This is a genomic window from Streptomyces sp. NPDC042364, assembly GCF_056437585.1.
In genome coordinates this window covers 287,705-299,904 of record NZ_JBWKAJ010000010.1, presented here as the reverse complement: position 1 = coordinate 299,904, position 12,200 = coordinate 287,705, and the positions used below count along the sequence as shown (strand labels likewise).

12 protein-coding genes are annotated in these 12,200 nt (G+C 72.1%); 5 read left to right on the top strand and 7 right to left on the bottom strand.

Going from position 1 to position 12,200, the window contains the following annotated elements:
- Window positions 1–64: 64 nt before the first annotated feature.
- The gene (locus AC067N_RS22265; RefSeq protein ID WP_478680599.1) at window positions 65–1,144 is read left to right on the top strand and encodes an endo-1,4-beta-xylanase; all 1,080 of its coding nucleotides are present in this window, start codon (window positions 65–67) and stop codon (window positions 1,142–1,144) included.
- Between the two features lie 12 nt (window positions 1,145–1,156).
- Here the strand turns inward: AC067N_RS22265 and AC067N_RS22260 are convergent, their stop codons facing one another.
- The 3 genes from AC067N_RS22260 to AC067N_RS22250 form a co-directional block, all read right to left on the bottom strand.
- The gene (locus AC067N_RS22260; protein ID WP_478680598.1) at window positions 1,157–1,756 is read right to left on the bottom strand and encodes a Uma2 family endonuclease; all 600 of its coding nucleotides are present in this window, start codon (window positions 1,754–1,756) and stop codon (window positions 1,157–1,159) included.
- 52 nt (window positions 1,757–1,808) lie between these two features.
- The gene (locus AC067N_RS22255) at window positions 1,809–2,699 is read right to left on the bottom strand and encodes a helix-turn-helix domain-containing protein (RefSeq protein WP_478680597.1); all 891 of its coding nucleotides are present in this window, start codon (window positions 2,697–2,699) and stop codon (window positions 1,809–1,811) included.
- 199 nt (window positions 2,700–2,898) lie between these two features.
- Window positions 2,899–3,408 carry an ATP-binding protein gene (locus tag AC067N_RS22250; protein WP_478680596.1) on the bottom strand — a complete coding sequence of 170 codons (510 nt, stop codon included), beginning with the start codon at window positions 3,406–3,408 and terminating at the stop codon, window positions 2,899–2,901.
- Between the two features lie 155 nt (window positions 3,409–3,563).
- On the opposite strand from AC067N_RS22250, the gene AC067N_RS22245 reads away from it, so the two are divergent.
- Both AC067N_RS22245 and AC067N_RS22240 read left to right on the top strand, forming a co-directional pair.
- Window positions 3,564–4,439 (top strand): helix-turn-helix domain-containing protein, encoded by an 876-nt coding sequence (locus AC067N_RS22245; RefSeq protein WP_478680595.1) that lies wholly within the window; start codon window positions 3,564–3,566, stop codon window positions 4,437–4,439.
- On the top strand, window positions 4,436–4,645 hold the full coding sequence (locus AC067N_RS22240) for a DUF397 domain-containing protein (RefSeq protein WP_478680594.1): 210 nt from the start codon (window positions 4,436–4,438) through the stop codon (window positions 4,643–4,645). The genes AC067N_RS22245 and AC067N_RS22240 overlap by 4 nt, the downstream gene beginning before the upstream one ends.
- 14 nt (window positions 4,646–4,659) lie before the next feature.
- On the opposite strand, the gene AC067N_RS22235 is transcribed toward AC067N_RS22240, so the two are convergent.
- Window positions 4,660–4,980, bottom strand: a complete 321-nt coding sequence (locus tag AC067N_RS22235) for a PIN domain-containing protein (RefSeq protein ID WP_478680593.1) — start codon at window positions 4,978–4,980, stop codon at window positions 4,660–4,662.
- A gap of 86 nt (window positions 4,981–5,066) precedes the next feature.
- Window positions 5,067–5,285 (bottom strand): type II toxin-antitoxin system VapB family antitoxin, encoded by a 219-nt coding sequence (locus AC067N_RS22230; RefSeq protein ID WP_355400776.1) that lies wholly within the window; start codon window positions 5,283–5,285, stop codon window positions 5,067–5,069.
- 171 nt (window positions 5,286–5,456) lie between these two features.
- Between AC067N_RS22230 and AC067N_RS22225 the strand changes: the two genes are divergently transcribed.
- Window positions 5,457–6,284: a hypothetical protein gene (locus AC067N_RS22225; RefSeq protein WP_478680592.1), complete on the top strand. Its 828-nt coding sequence runs from the start codon at window positions 5,457–5,459 to the stop codon at window positions 6,282–6,284.
- A 21-nt stretch (window positions 6,285–6,305) separates the two neighbouring features.
- Here the strand turns inward: AC067N_RS22225 and AC067N_RS22220 are convergent, their stop codons facing one another.
- Together AC067N_RS22220 and AC067N_RS22215 are read right to left on the bottom strand one after the other, a co-directional pair.
- Window positions 6,306–9,134 (bottom strand): RNA repair domain-containing protein, encoded by a 2,829-nt coding sequence (locus AC067N_RS22220; RefSeq protein ID WP_478680591.1) that lies wholly within the window; start codon window positions 9,132–9,134, stop codon window positions 6,306–6,308.
- A 5-nt stretch (window positions 9,135–9,139) separates the two neighbouring features.
- Window positions 9,140–10,882 carry an RNA ligase family protein gene (locus AC067N_RS22215; RefSeq protein WP_478680590.1) on the bottom strand — a complete coding sequence of 581 codons (1,743 nt, stop codon included), beginning with the start codon at window positions 10,880–10,882 and terminating at the stop codon, window positions 9,140–9,142.
- Window positions 10,883–11,047: 165 nt separating this feature from the next.
- Here AC067N_RS22215 and AC067N_RS22210 point away from each other — a divergent pair, with 165 nt between their 5' ends.
- Window positions 11,048–11,773 (top strand): YoaK family protein, encoded by a 726-nt coding sequence (locus tag AC067N_RS22210; RefSeq protein WP_478680589.1) that lies wholly within the window; start codon window positions 11,048–11,050, stop codon window positions 11,771–11,773.
- The last annotated feature ends 427 nt before the right edge of the window (window positions 11,774–12,200 follow it).

Below are 12,200 nucleotides of genomic sequence, written 5' to 3'. Positions count from 1 at the left end.
GCAGGGCCTGCCCGACCGGAAGAGACAGCCGGCCCGAGAACCGGCTCCGAGAAAGGGACCACGCATGAGGCACAAAAACCGCTTCCGCCTGCCCGCGCTCGCGCTGGCCGCCGGGACACTGCTGTCCACGGTGGTGGCCGTGCAGCCGGCGTCGGCGGGCGGGGGAGGACACGGGCCGTCGTTGCGGGCGCTGGCCGACCGGGCCGGCGTACGCATCGGAACGGCCGTGGACATGACGGCGCTCGCGGACGACCGGACGTACCGCAGGACGACCGGCCGGGACTACAACTCGGTCACCGCCGAGAACGCCATGAAGTGGGAGTCGGTCGAGCCCGAGCGGGGTGTCCACAACTGGAAGCCGGCCGACGACCTGGTCCGCTACGCGCGGGCGCACGGCCAGGTCGTCCGCGGTCACACCCTGGTCTGGCACAGCCAGCTGCCGACCTGGCTGACCAGCGGGGTGGAGGACGGCTCGATCAAGCGGGACGAACTGCGGAAGATCCTCCGCGACCACATCACCGCAGAGGTGAAGCGGTACAAGGGGAAGATCCAGCAGTGGGACGTGGTGAACGAGGTCTTCGAGGAGGATGGCAGCCTGCGCAACTCGATCTGGCTGCGTGAGCTGGGCCCCTCCTACATCGCGGACGCGTTCCGCTGGGCCCACGCGGCCGACCCGAAGGCCAGGCTCTTCCTGAACGACTACAACGTCGAGGGCGTCAACGCGAAGTCCACCGCCTACTACGAACTGGCGAAGCGGCTGCGCGCCGAGGGCGTCCCCGTCCAGGGCTTCGGTATCCAGGGCCACCTCGCCATCCAGTACGGCTTCCCGGGGCAGGTCGCCGAGAACCTGGCCCGCTTCGGGGCGCTGGGGATGCAGACCGCGTTCACCGAGGTCGACGTGCGGATGATCCTGCCGGTCGACGAGACGAAGCAGGCGACCCAGGCGAGCTACTACCGCCGCCTGCTTGACGCCTGCCTGGGCGCCCGGAGCTGCAAGTCCTTCACGGTGTGGGGCTTCACCGACAAGTACTCCTGGGTGCCGGGCGTCTTCGACGGGGAGGGCTCGGCGACCCCGATGGACGAGACGTACGGCCGCAAGCCGGCGTACGAGGCGCTGCGGGAGGGGCTGGCGGCGGGGAGGTGACCGGGCTCGCCCTCAGTCCTTGTCGGGGTAGCGGGGGAGGTTCTCCGTGGAGATGGTCCAGTCGGCGATGGTGACGTCCTCGCCGTAGACGAAGTCCTTGCGGGTCGCGTAGCGGGGGCCGTCCGGGGTGGAGTGGATGTCCGTGAGGACGGCGCCCGTGCCGGTGCGGGGGTCGAAGAGCGCGTACACGGGGATGCCGAGCAGCGGGTAGTCGCGCATCTTGGTGACCCAGTCGTTGTCGGGGTTGGAGCGGGAGACAACCTCGACGGCGGCGTGAATGGTGAGGGGATCGAAGGTTCCCTCGACCTCCATGTCGGCTTCGGCGATCACCATCACGTCGGGGCGTCGCATGATGCCCTCGGCTTCGCCCTCCACGTCCGGCTCACCGGTATGGGCCACGATCTCTTCCGGCATTGCCTTTTCCAGACGCTTCCGTAGGCGCAGCACGGTGAGTTCGTGCGGTCCGATGGGCGCCATCATGTCGTGGACGATCCCTTCCTTGGTGATCTCGAACTTGCCGGGGAGGGTGTCGTCCATCGACTGAACGAAGTCCCGCATGGCCCGGTATAGGGCGGAGGAGCCGGGCTGTGCGTCGTCCGGGGCGATGGGCATGGCACTCGCTCCTCGTCGTCTGTGGCCGGGGGCAAGGATCGTCACGTTCATGCTAGGTGGCCTCCGGGGGGTGGGAAGTGGGGCCGGGCCCGCAGTCGCGGCAACGGCTGCCCTCCGGTCCCCGGAAGCCGCGGTCGCAGCCGTCGCAGTTCGTCATGGGGTACCGGACCCGGACGGGCGGTGGCGTCGCGGGCGCCCGGAACGGGGGCGGGGGTGGCAGCTGGGTCGTGAGGCGGTGGGCCAGGAGGGCGGCCGGGCGGCGCAGGTCCTCGGGTGGGAGGTCGGCCGTCAGGGCGTGGCGTACGGCCGTGGGGCCCAGGTCCCGCTCCAACCAGGCGGCGACACCCGGAGCCAGGTGGGCCGTGTCGCAGGCCGAGAGGAGGAGGCGGGGGTCCGTGCGGCGCAGGTCGGCGAGGAGGTCGGTCGCGGTCTGGAGGAGGGTGGGGGAGGAGCAGGAAGGCTGGGGGACGGCAGGGAGGGGCTTGCGGGGCGGCTTCTTCCCCGGGCGGGAGGGGCGGTGTGTGGGCCCGGCCTCCGTGTGGCCGCCGCGACCGGGCTGGTTGCAGGAGATCGTGCGGGTGACGATGCGGCCCGCGGGCGTGCGTACGCGCTCGCGGCGCAGGTAGCCGTGGGTCTCCAGCTCGCGCAGTGCCGCCGCGATACGGGTCGCGCCCTCCGTGAAACGGGCCGCGAGGCTCTTGATGTCGACGCGGGCGCTCGGCGGCAGCGACTGGATGTGCGTGGCCAGGCCGATCGCGAGCAGCGACAGCTCCGGGTGCTGCGCGAGGTGGTTGCCGATCACCGTGAAGCGGGTGGTGTGGCGGGTGTGGTCGTGGATCAGACCGCCGACGCTGGAGCCGGAGTGGCTCCGTCGGTTCGGGTGCTTGTTGTCGGCAAGCCGGGACTGGGCGCGCGCGGGCGCGCTAGGGTTCTGCGTATCCATCGGGAAGCTCCTACTTCCTCGGTGGTCAGGCCCTCGCACTGGGATTGCCGTCCCGGCGGGGGCCGTCGCATGTCTGCGGTTGTGTTGCGCTGAGAGTAAGGCGCACAACCGGTCCCGGCGCCAGTCGAGTTCGCGATGTTCACCCGCCCGGGTGAGCTTGCTCGGCGGGCGGGAGGGGTGGGGCTTGGTGGGGGTTCTTTCACCCTTGAGTTCTTGGGAAAAGACGGCCCGTGCCACCGAAGCACGCATTGCTGGGTGCCGGTGCCGGTGCCGGTGCCGGTGCCGGGCGGAGGCCGACCTCCGCCCAGACGGTCTTCCGTGGGGGGCGCCCCGGCGCGGTTCCCCAACGCTCCGCGAGTGCCTCGACCAGCAGCAGGCCGCGCCCGGACTCGTCGTCGAAGGCGGGGCGCCGGGTGCACGGAAGCAGTTCGGCGCGGGTGTCGGTGACCTCGATGCGGAGGGTGGCGCCGATGACGTAGAGCGTCACGTCGAAATCGCGTCCCTGGACCCGCCCGTGCGTCGCCGCGTTGGCCGCCAGCTCCGCGACGATGTGCTCCGCCGGGTCGGACGGCAGCCCCCAGGTGCGCAGTTGCTCGGCCGCGAGCAGCCGGGCGAGGCGGGCTCCGCGTGGTGTGGAGGACAGTCGCACGCTGAAGTTGCGGATGGGGCTGTGGTGCTCGGTGTGGGGGCCGACGGTTTCCGTATTCACATCACTCAGCGTGGCGACGCGTGCGTACGGTGAAAAGTGACTACGCCGATACGTACGGTGACTGTCCGGACGTTGTCCGGTCGTGTCGGGCCTGTCCGGAAGGGCCGTACGGGTAGGGGGCGTTGAGGCACGACGGTACGGCGGAGAGGTGCGCGATGTTGGTGGACGGGGACGCGGGGCGGCTCAAGACGGAAGCTGACGAGCCGGGCTGGGAGGTGGACCCGGACGACGAGTGGGGCGTCGCGGTCATCGCCACGGTCGGGAGGCAGCTGAAGCTGCGGCGGGAGGCGGTGGGGATGAGCGCCGCCGATTTCGGTCGGGCGGTCGGGTACGGGGAGGACCTCGTCTACAAGATCGAGGGCGGGAAACGGATTCCCCGGCAGGAGTATCTGGACAAGGCCGACGAGGCGCTGGACGCGGGCGGGCTCATCACGGCGACGTGGGAGGACGTGAAGAAGGTCCGGTACCCGAAGAAGGTGCGGGCGCTGGGCAAGCTGGAGGCCAAGGCGGTCGAGATCGCAGGGTACGAGTGCAACATCATCGCCGGGTTGTTGCAGACGCCGGAGCATGCCAGGGCGGCGATCGAAGCGGCGCAGCCTCCGTACTCGCAGGACGACGTGGACCGAATGGTGGCCGCCCGCATGGCTCGGCAATCCGTCTTCGAGCGTGACCCCGGGCCCGCGATCAGTTTCGTGCTGGAAGAGGCGCCGCTGAGGCGTCCTCTTGGAGGCACAATGGTGTGGCGGCGGCAGCTCGAACGCCTGCTGGAGGTGGGTCGGTTGAGGAACGTCACGCTTCAGGTGATGCCGACGCACCGCGAGGTCCACTCGGGCCTGGACGGACGGATCGAGCTGCTGAAGTTCGCGGACGGTACGGCGGTGGGACGTTGCGACGGCGTATTCAGCGGGCGCCCTGTCACTGACCTCAAGCAGCTCCGGGTCCTTGAACTGCAATATGGCACCATCCGAGCGCAGGCCCTCCCGCCTGGGGAGTCGCTGGCCTTCATCGAGCAACTGCTGGGAGAGACATGATGCGCAAGGCCCTCGCCGGGGACGCCTCCGAACTGGTGTGGTTCAAGAGCAGCTACAGCGGCGGCAACAATGGCGAGTCCTGCGTCGAGATCGCCGTAGCCCCCGGCACCGTCCACGTCCGCGACTCCAAGAACCTCGCCGGACCTCAGCTAGCGCTCACGAGGGACGCGTGGGCGGAGTTCGTGACGTACGCGTCCGGTAGCTGACCCCCGCGAACTTCTCAGAGGGCCGGCTGCTGTCCGCGGACGAGGGAGAGATCGGGCCGGACTTTCGCGATCGCGGCGAAGTCGTCGTCGACGTGGAGCAGGGTCAGGCCGTGATGCTCGGCGGTGAGCGCGATCAGGATGTCCAGCGGAGACGGGCCGCGATGGTGGCCGATCTTCACCAGGTCCCGCTGTACCTCGATGATCTTCGGCCATGGGTCGTCGATTGCGGGCACCCAGCCGAAGGACTGGCCGAGCATGGTGAAGAAGGGCTCGTAGTCGCGGTCGGCGCGGAGTCCGGGCATCAGTTCGGACTCCACCGGAGGGCAGATGGCCACAAGGCCACGCGCCACTCGCTCGGGCCACGGAGCGCCGAGTTGGCCACGGAGTAGGCGCCACACGGCGGAGGTGCCGGCCAGGTAGGTCACAGCCCGTCTCGCTCCCTGGCTTCGAGGACGTCGAAGTCGAGGAACGTGTCGGCGTTCGTCTGGAGCCAGCGCAGCGCGCGTGCCCGGTCCTCGGTGCTGATCGCCGCCGCTATGGCCAGCGCCCGATTGATGGTGTCCCGCTTGGTCTTGGTGCCGAGCTGCTGCTGCGCGAAGGCCAGCATGTCGTCGTCGATGTCGACAAGCGTCCTGGACATGCGGACCCCCTGGAAGACCGATTGATATATCGCTTCCGCGGATATATCAACCGGCTGCTGAAGACGGCGAGCGTGACGTACGCCGGTGGGTGTCACGCCACCCCGCTGAGGCATGCATACGCCATTGATACTGTGCCGCTCCCCGAATCCATCTCCTCCGAAGAGGTGTGCATGCACACAGGCAGACGGTCCGTCGCGGTGGCCACGCTCGCGGGAGCGTTGGCGCTCTCCGTGCTGAACGCGCCGACGGCCGGCGCGGCGGACACCGGTATCACCGTGTCGGACATCGTCATCAACAAGGGCAAGCCGATCGTGGTCGGCACGTCGAAGGTGGTGGAGCCGCCCATCTCCTTCAACATCGCCCTGCCGACCGGGTACAGCACGGCTGACCCGTCCCGGTACGACGCGTACCCCTTCCTTTACCGCGGCACCATCACGACCGCGGCCGACACCGGCGAGAACTTCATCCAGCCGGGCGGCTACACCTGCTACGAGATCGACTCCAAGCACGCCCGCTGCGAGGGCGAGCTCTACATCGACCCGGATCCGAGTCAGGAGCACGTCGACTCCAACAGCGACGCCACGACGTGGAAGGTCGGTGTCTCGCTGCGGCTGTGGAAGGCCGACGGCGGTCTCAAGACCGGGGAACTGGAGACACGGTCCAAGACCGCCCAGCTCAAGCGCGCGGCCAGGGCGACCGCCAACGCCACGCCGGAGCCGGTCGCCAAGGGCAGGACGATCACCGTCACGGGCAAGCTGACCCGGGCGAACTGGAGCACCAAGACGTACGGCGCCTACGGCGGCCGTACGGTCAGCCTCCAGTTCCGCGCCAAGGGCGCCGACACCTTCCAGACGGTCAAGAAGGTCACCAGCAGCAGCACCGGCGGCCTCAAGGCGACGGTCACCGCCTCCACCGACGGTTCCTTCCGCTGGGTGTACTACGGCAACTCGACGACCGGCGCCGCGACCAGCGCGTCGGACTACGTCGACGTGCTCTGACCACCTCCGTACAGGGTCGGGTCAGTGCAGGGTCGGGATCTCGCCCCCCTCGGCCCGGGTGAGCGTGACCCCGTCCAGACCACGTAGCCGGCGTTCCGCCACGGCGGTCAGCGTCTCGGCGGCCGGTGGGGTCGGCCCCAGGCCGATGGCGAAGCGGGCGGGGGCCGTGCCGAAGGGGCGGGGCCAGGCATGGCACCCGGGGGCCGCTTCGGCGAGGTCGGCGATCAGGGCCCGCATCCTGCCCCGCACCCGGCCCTCGTCCGCACCCCCGCCCACCGTCACGATCGCCCAGGCGGCGTGGCGGCGGTGGAGTGGGGGAGGGGCGAGGACGCCCGACCAGGGGCGGCCCTCCTCCAGCAACTCCCAGGCCCGGAACAGCTCCTGTGTGATCAGGTCACGCATGCCCGTCGTGACCTGATCCGTGCAGGGGCGGACCGGGGGCGAGGGAGTGGTGATGGTGAGGGGAAGGGGAGACCGCTCGGCCCCACCGTCCACCGGCTCTCGCCAGTCCCACGCCGCCCACGTCGCGAAGAAGTGCCGCAGGAGGTCAGCCGGCGGCAGGTCAAGGTCACCGGCCTCGCGCGCCGTGCGGGCCGCCAGGACCGACCAGGCCAGACCCGGTACGCCGCCGAATGGTGCCGAGTCCAGCCCTCGCGCCTTCGCCCACGCTTTGACCTGCGTGGCCAGCCGGGCGAAGGCCGCCCGGTGGGGGCCCACCGAGGCGAGTACCGCGTCGGCGTCGCTCACCGCGCTCAGCGCGATCGCCGCCGCCTCGCCCAGCTCGTCCCGGCGGTCCACCGCCTCTGCGGGGTCCAGCGAGCCCGTGGCCACGACCACCAGGTCGACGTCCGTCCCGTCGAGCCGCAGCCGCAGCCCTGGCACCCGGGCGCCGACCACCTCCCGCACCCCGGTCGCGTCCGGGAGCGCCGCCGTCAACTCCGCTCGCAGCGAGGCGAGTTCGACGGAGCCGGGGAGGGTCGCGACCAGGTCCAGGTCGGCGCCCGGCAGCGCGCAGCCCATGCGCCGGGAGCCGACGACGTGGACGACGCCGTGGGGGAGGGCGGCCGAGATACGGCGGGCGAGGCGGTCGGCCACGGCGGTGTCGGCCGTCTCGTCCGCACCCGGCATCTCCTCCCGAGGCTCGGGGTGCGGGGTCTCCTCCCGCTCCCAGCGCACCTCACCCGTGCCCAGCTTCAGCCGGCCCCGCACCCGCATCGGCTCGTCCCCGCGTCGGGACAGCAGGGCCAGTTCGCCGACACGGACCGGCATCGGCGCCAGCCGGGCCGCGCAGTCGGCGGCCAGGGCGTTCGGGTCGGTGGTGCGGCCCAGGCTGAGGTGCGGGGTGAAGCCGTGACGGCGGCCGTGACAGCGAGGGAAGCGGCTCACCAGGGTGCGGTGCAGCTCGGCCCACGGCCCCTCGCCGGCCGCCGCCGGGTCGAGCCAGACCGTCGCGTCGTCCCGGTGCCCGAACCAGTGCACGCCCTCCAGCCGGGCGTCGAACGCGGCGGTCGGCGCCGACGCCAGCACGGCCGCCGCCTCCTCGAAGGCGTGTTCCGGTACAAAGCCGAAAAGCACGTTGACGTGCGGTGGCCAGCGGTGGATCTGCGGGTCGTGAGCCCGGCGGATGTCCTGCAACGGCGGCCACAGGCCGTCGGGCGGCAGCCACGCCAGCGCCGTACGGGCCGTCGGCGTGGCGTCGCAGACGTCGGCGGCGGATACGGACGTGTCCCGCGCCAGCTCCACCCGTACGCCGTAGTGGTCGGAGATGTGGAGACCTTCCGCCGTGGGCCGGTCGCCGTACAGCTCGGCCCGGCGCACGCGCAGGCCCTCGCCCGCCGAGCGCAGCAGCACCCGGTCCAGCCGGGAGGCCCGGCCGCTCAGGGAGGAGACCGCGGCGAGGGCATTGGCGCCGGGGTCGAAGGTCGGCGTCATGTCCCCGGGGCCGTGCGCCTCGCTCCACGCGTCCCGCATCCCGAGGGTGACCTGCGGTGTGTCACCGCCGTCGTTGAAGTCGCCCACGAGGACCAGCTCGGCGTCCAGACCGGCCAACCCCTCGGCCATACGGGAGAGTTCGGCCGTACGGCGACCGGCGCCGTCCACGGAGTGGTCGCTGCTGAGATGGGTCGCCGCCACGGCCAGGGGGCCGGTGGCCGTCTCCACGACCACGGCGGTCACCCCTTTGTGCGGGCCCAGCGCGTGATACGCCGCCTCCCGCACCGGCAGCCGGCTCAGCAGCAGCAGACCGCACTCGTCCACGTCACGGCCACCGGGGTCCGTGCCGAGCGTCCAGCCCGCCCGGAGCCAGGGCTCCCGCAGCAGCATGGCCAGCAGCTCCGCCTCGACCTCCTGCAGCGCGATCACGTCCGCGTCGGCCTCGCGCAGCGCCCGCAGCAGCAACGGCCGCCGCCGGGCACTGTCGATGCGGTCGGCGTCGTACCGGTCCCAGAGGGTGTTCCAGGTCAGGACGCGTACGGCGTCGGTCGGCGCGGGTGAGCCGCCGGGCCCCTCCGGGGCTCCCGGTGGCGCGGGCACCCAGCCCTCCTCCACGTCGTCCCAGACATGAGGCGTGCGGGGCGTGAAGAACGGCGCCCGCAGCCGCCGGGCCTCCCGCACGCGCCCGGCGTCCGTCGCGTCGATACGGTCCACGCCGGTGGTCCGGTCCCACACCACCTCGCCGTCGGCCTCGACGAACAGCACCCGGTGCCACGGGATCTCGCCGCCCGGCACGAACGCGGGCAGCGGGACGCGCTTGGGATCGGCGCCGCGCTGCATCACGCCCAGCACGAAGCGGGCCGGGTCGAAGCGGGCGTCCCAGCGCACCCGGTGGTAGATCTCCTCGCTCGTACGCATGCTCCTCAGACCTCTTCCTCCACGGTCCCACTCGCCCCGATGTACCAGGTGCGATGGGCGTCGCCCGGGTACGGCGGGCTGAACCGGCGTATCTGCGCGGTGAGCACCTCCGGCGGAACCCGGTGCTCGCGACGGGCGTTGCGCCGCACCAGCTCGTCCTCGTCGACGAGGACCACGGCGTGGGTGAGCAGGGCGTCCCGGCGGTGGGCGACCGCGTGCACGAGCGAGCGCTGCGGCCGGGTGAGCGAGGTGGCGTCCCACACCACGGTCCCCCCGGCGGCCAGCGCCGCGTCCAGCCGGTCGAGCCCGGCGCGCAGCACCTCCCCGTTGGCCCGCTGATCGGCGCGCGAACCCCGGGCCGCGCGCAGCTCGTCCAGTGAGACGTACGCGTCCACGCCCGGCAGCTCCCGCGCGAACGTGCTCTTGCCGCTGCCGGCCGGTCCCACCAGCTGGACCAGCTGCGGGAAGTCCCCCGAACGCCACCGCCAGGTCGCGGCCACGGCCTCCTCGGAGACCGTGCGGCAGCGGCAGGCGGAACCACTCCCGCCGCTCCCGTCACCTTGGCCGGGTCCGCCGTCCCCGGCGATCGCGCTGATCCGCCCCCGCGCGTACGCCTCCCGCGCCTCGGCCCGGCACCGGACGGCCGCGTGGGCGGGCAGGTCGCCGAAGGCGTCCCCCAGGGCGCCCCATTCCGGGTCGCCGATCTCCTCCGCGTGCAACGCGGACCACTCCACCTGTTCCCGTGCCCCGTCCGTCTCCGCCGTGGCCCGGGCGACCGCGTGCAGCAGCCCGAGATCCGCGGCGTACGACATCCGCACCAGACCGCTCCGCCGGTCCTCGTCCGGATAGGGCCGGTGCAGCGCCGGGTGCAGCCCGACGAGATCCGCCACGCGCCGCGCGAGCGGCAGGCCCACGGCCGCGGCGAGGCGGCCCGCGAGCCACCCCCGCCGCCCGTGCCGGGCGTGCAGCAGCACGGCGAGGGACCCCACGAGCCGGTCGTCCCCGGTGAACCCGGCCGCGTCGAACCGCGTCAGAGCCCCCGCGTCCCCCTCACCGGGCAGCCCGGCCGCCTCCGCCAGCGCCTCCGCGTCGACACGGGCACCCGAGCGCACGTCCCACAGGGCGGCCCGCGCTCCCAGCCCGTTCTCCACGACCGCCGCGTGCATCCAGTGCGTGTCCGTCCGGACGTGCCCGGCCCGTACCCACTTGGCCACGCGCGCCCCGAACTCCGCCGGGCCGAAGCCGTCCGCGACCCGGACGACGTACCCCTCCTGCCGTCCGAGGTCCAGCCGCAGCGCCCGCAGCGCCCGCTCGTCGAACTCGCCCCGCCACAGCACACGCGGCACCGGGACACCGAGCCCGTGCAGGAAGCGGACCGTGCCGTCCCAGTCCAGGCAGCGGCTCTCGGCGTCCCACACCGAGAAGCCGTAGAACCAGCTCTCCAGGTCCTCGTACGCGAGCGAGTGCCGGGCGAACATGTTCTCCCCGCACACCCGCCAGCCCTCGGGGATGTACGGACCGACCCGGGCCTGGAGCGCCTTGACCCAGGTGCGTGAGGGATGGTGGGCGGAGTCGAGCGACCGGGCGTGCAGGCCGTCGGCGTACAGCGTCGTGTTCTCGCCGTCGAGCTTCTCGGTGACGACCACCTCGCGCCCGCGCAGCCCGGACAGATCCGTGACCCGGAGATCGTCCGAAGTGGCTCCGGGGGACCAGGGCAGATGCCGGGTCCGCGGATAGTGCGTACGCATGATGGATGTCCCCCCGCCGAGCGCCGTCCGGGACCTCCGACCAGCCGCCCCACCGCCCCACGGGACCATCGGCGAGCCGCCCGGTCGCCGTACCGGCGTGCCTGATCAGCGTAGGAGCGCGTGGCGACGGCGGGCCAGCGGATTAACCGGTCTTAGGGTCCCGCCATGAAACCCCGAGCGGGTGTCGTACTCACCTCGGTGATGCTGGTGCTCACGCTGACGACCGGCATGATCGAGGCCGTGAGCTTTCTCGTCCTGGGCCCGGTGTTCACCGCCGTCCAGACGGGGAACCTGCTCTTCCTCGCCTTCGCGCTCACCGGTGCCGCCGACCTGTCCCCGGCCGCCTCCGGTGTCTCCATCGCCGGCTTCACGGTCGGCGCGGTGCTCGGCTCCCGGCTGGAGTCGGGGGTGGACCGGCGGGGACGCCGCTGGTTCGTGGTCGCGCTGCTCGCCGAGGCCGTCCTGCTGGGGCTCGGCGCCCTCGTCGCGTGGCGCACCGGCGTCCACCCGCCGACCGGGTCGGACGAGCCGCTGACCGGCCGCCACTTCACGGTGGTCGCGCTGGTGGCCGCGGCCATGGGCCTGCGCAACGTCACCGCGCTCAGGGTGGCGGTCCCGGACGTGCCCACCACGCTCTCCACCCGCACGCTGACCGCCCTGCTCAGCGGCCTCCCGCCGACCGCCGACACCCGGATCGGCTCCGGCGCCCGGCACGAGGGCCGCCGTCTCGCGTCGGTGGGCGCCATGTTCACGGGCGGCGTGCTGGGCGCCTGGCTCCTCGACGAGGCGGTGGACCCGGCAGTCGTCCTGCTCCTGCCCGCCGCGGTCGCCCTGTGCCTGGGCACGGCACACTGGGCGACCCCGGTGGAGCGCACCTCGGTACAGGGCTGAGGCCACGCCCCGAAGTCGGCGCGGACAGGGCGCTCCGTGGGCGTGCGCGCCCACTCCGGGCGCCTCTCCGGGGACCTTGGTTTGACCTCGGTCACTCTCGGGGTAATCTCTCCGGCTCGATTGGCGGAGCCCCTGCCCCATATGGCAGACTGTCCGAGTTGCTCGGTCGAGTGTTGATGCTGCACGCCTCCCGCCGGGGGGACCGGAAGCGAGTCCCACAGTACTCGTCGCTCTAACTGCCTCACGGCAGCGCTGGGGCGGACGTACGGGAATCTTCCGGGAAGTGTGACGCGGCACCGGCCAGGCACCCGGTGGGCCTCCGCCCCCGGTCCGCGGTTCCGGAAGGGCCGTGTTTCCCAGGCAGGGAATGTTCGAACAAGGGACATCTGTGTCAGCGGAAGCGCGACACGCCCGACCGCGTGGGTCG

Coding starts and splice junctions, on each gene's coding strand:
- AC067N_RS22265 (WP_478680599.1), top strand. CDS start 65: ATGAGGCACAAAAACCGCTTCCGCCTGCCCGCGCTCGCGCTGGCCGCC.
- AC067N_RS22210 (WP_478680589.1), top strand. CDS start 11,048: ATGAAACCCCGAGCGGGTGTCGTACTCACCTCGGTGATGCTGGTGCTC.
- AC067N_RS22215 (WP_478680590.1), bottom strand. CDS start 10,882: ATGCGTACGCACTATCCGCGGACCCGGCATCTGCCCTGGTCCCCCGGA.
- AC067N_RS22255 (WP_478680597.1), bottom strand. CDS start 2,699: ATGGATACGCAGAACCCTAGCGCGCCCGCGCGCGCCCAGTCCCGGCTT.
- AC067N_RS22225 (WP_478680592.1), top strand. CDS start 5,457: ATGCACACAGGCAGACGGTCCGTCGCGGTGGCCACGCTCGCGGGAGCG.
- AC067N_RS22240 (WP_478680594.1), top strand. CDS start 4,436: ATGATGCGCAAGGCCCTCGCCGGGGACGCCTCCGAACTGGTGTGGTTC.
- AC067N_RS22245 (WP_478680595.1), top strand. CDS start 3,564: ATGTTGGTGGACGGGGACGCGGGGCGGCTCAAGACGGAAGCTGACGAG.
- AC067N_RS22230 (WP_355400776.1), bottom strand. CDS start 5,285: ATGTCCAGGACGCTTGTCGACATCGACGACGACATGCTGGCCTTCGCG.
- AC067N_RS22220 (WP_478680591.1), bottom strand. CDS start 9,134: ATGCGTACGAGCGAGGAGATCTACCACCGGGTGCGCTGGGACGCCCGC.
- AC067N_RS22260 (WP_478680598.1), bottom strand. CDS start 1,756: ATGCCCATCGCCCCGGACGACGCACAGCCCGGCTCCTCCGCCCTATAC.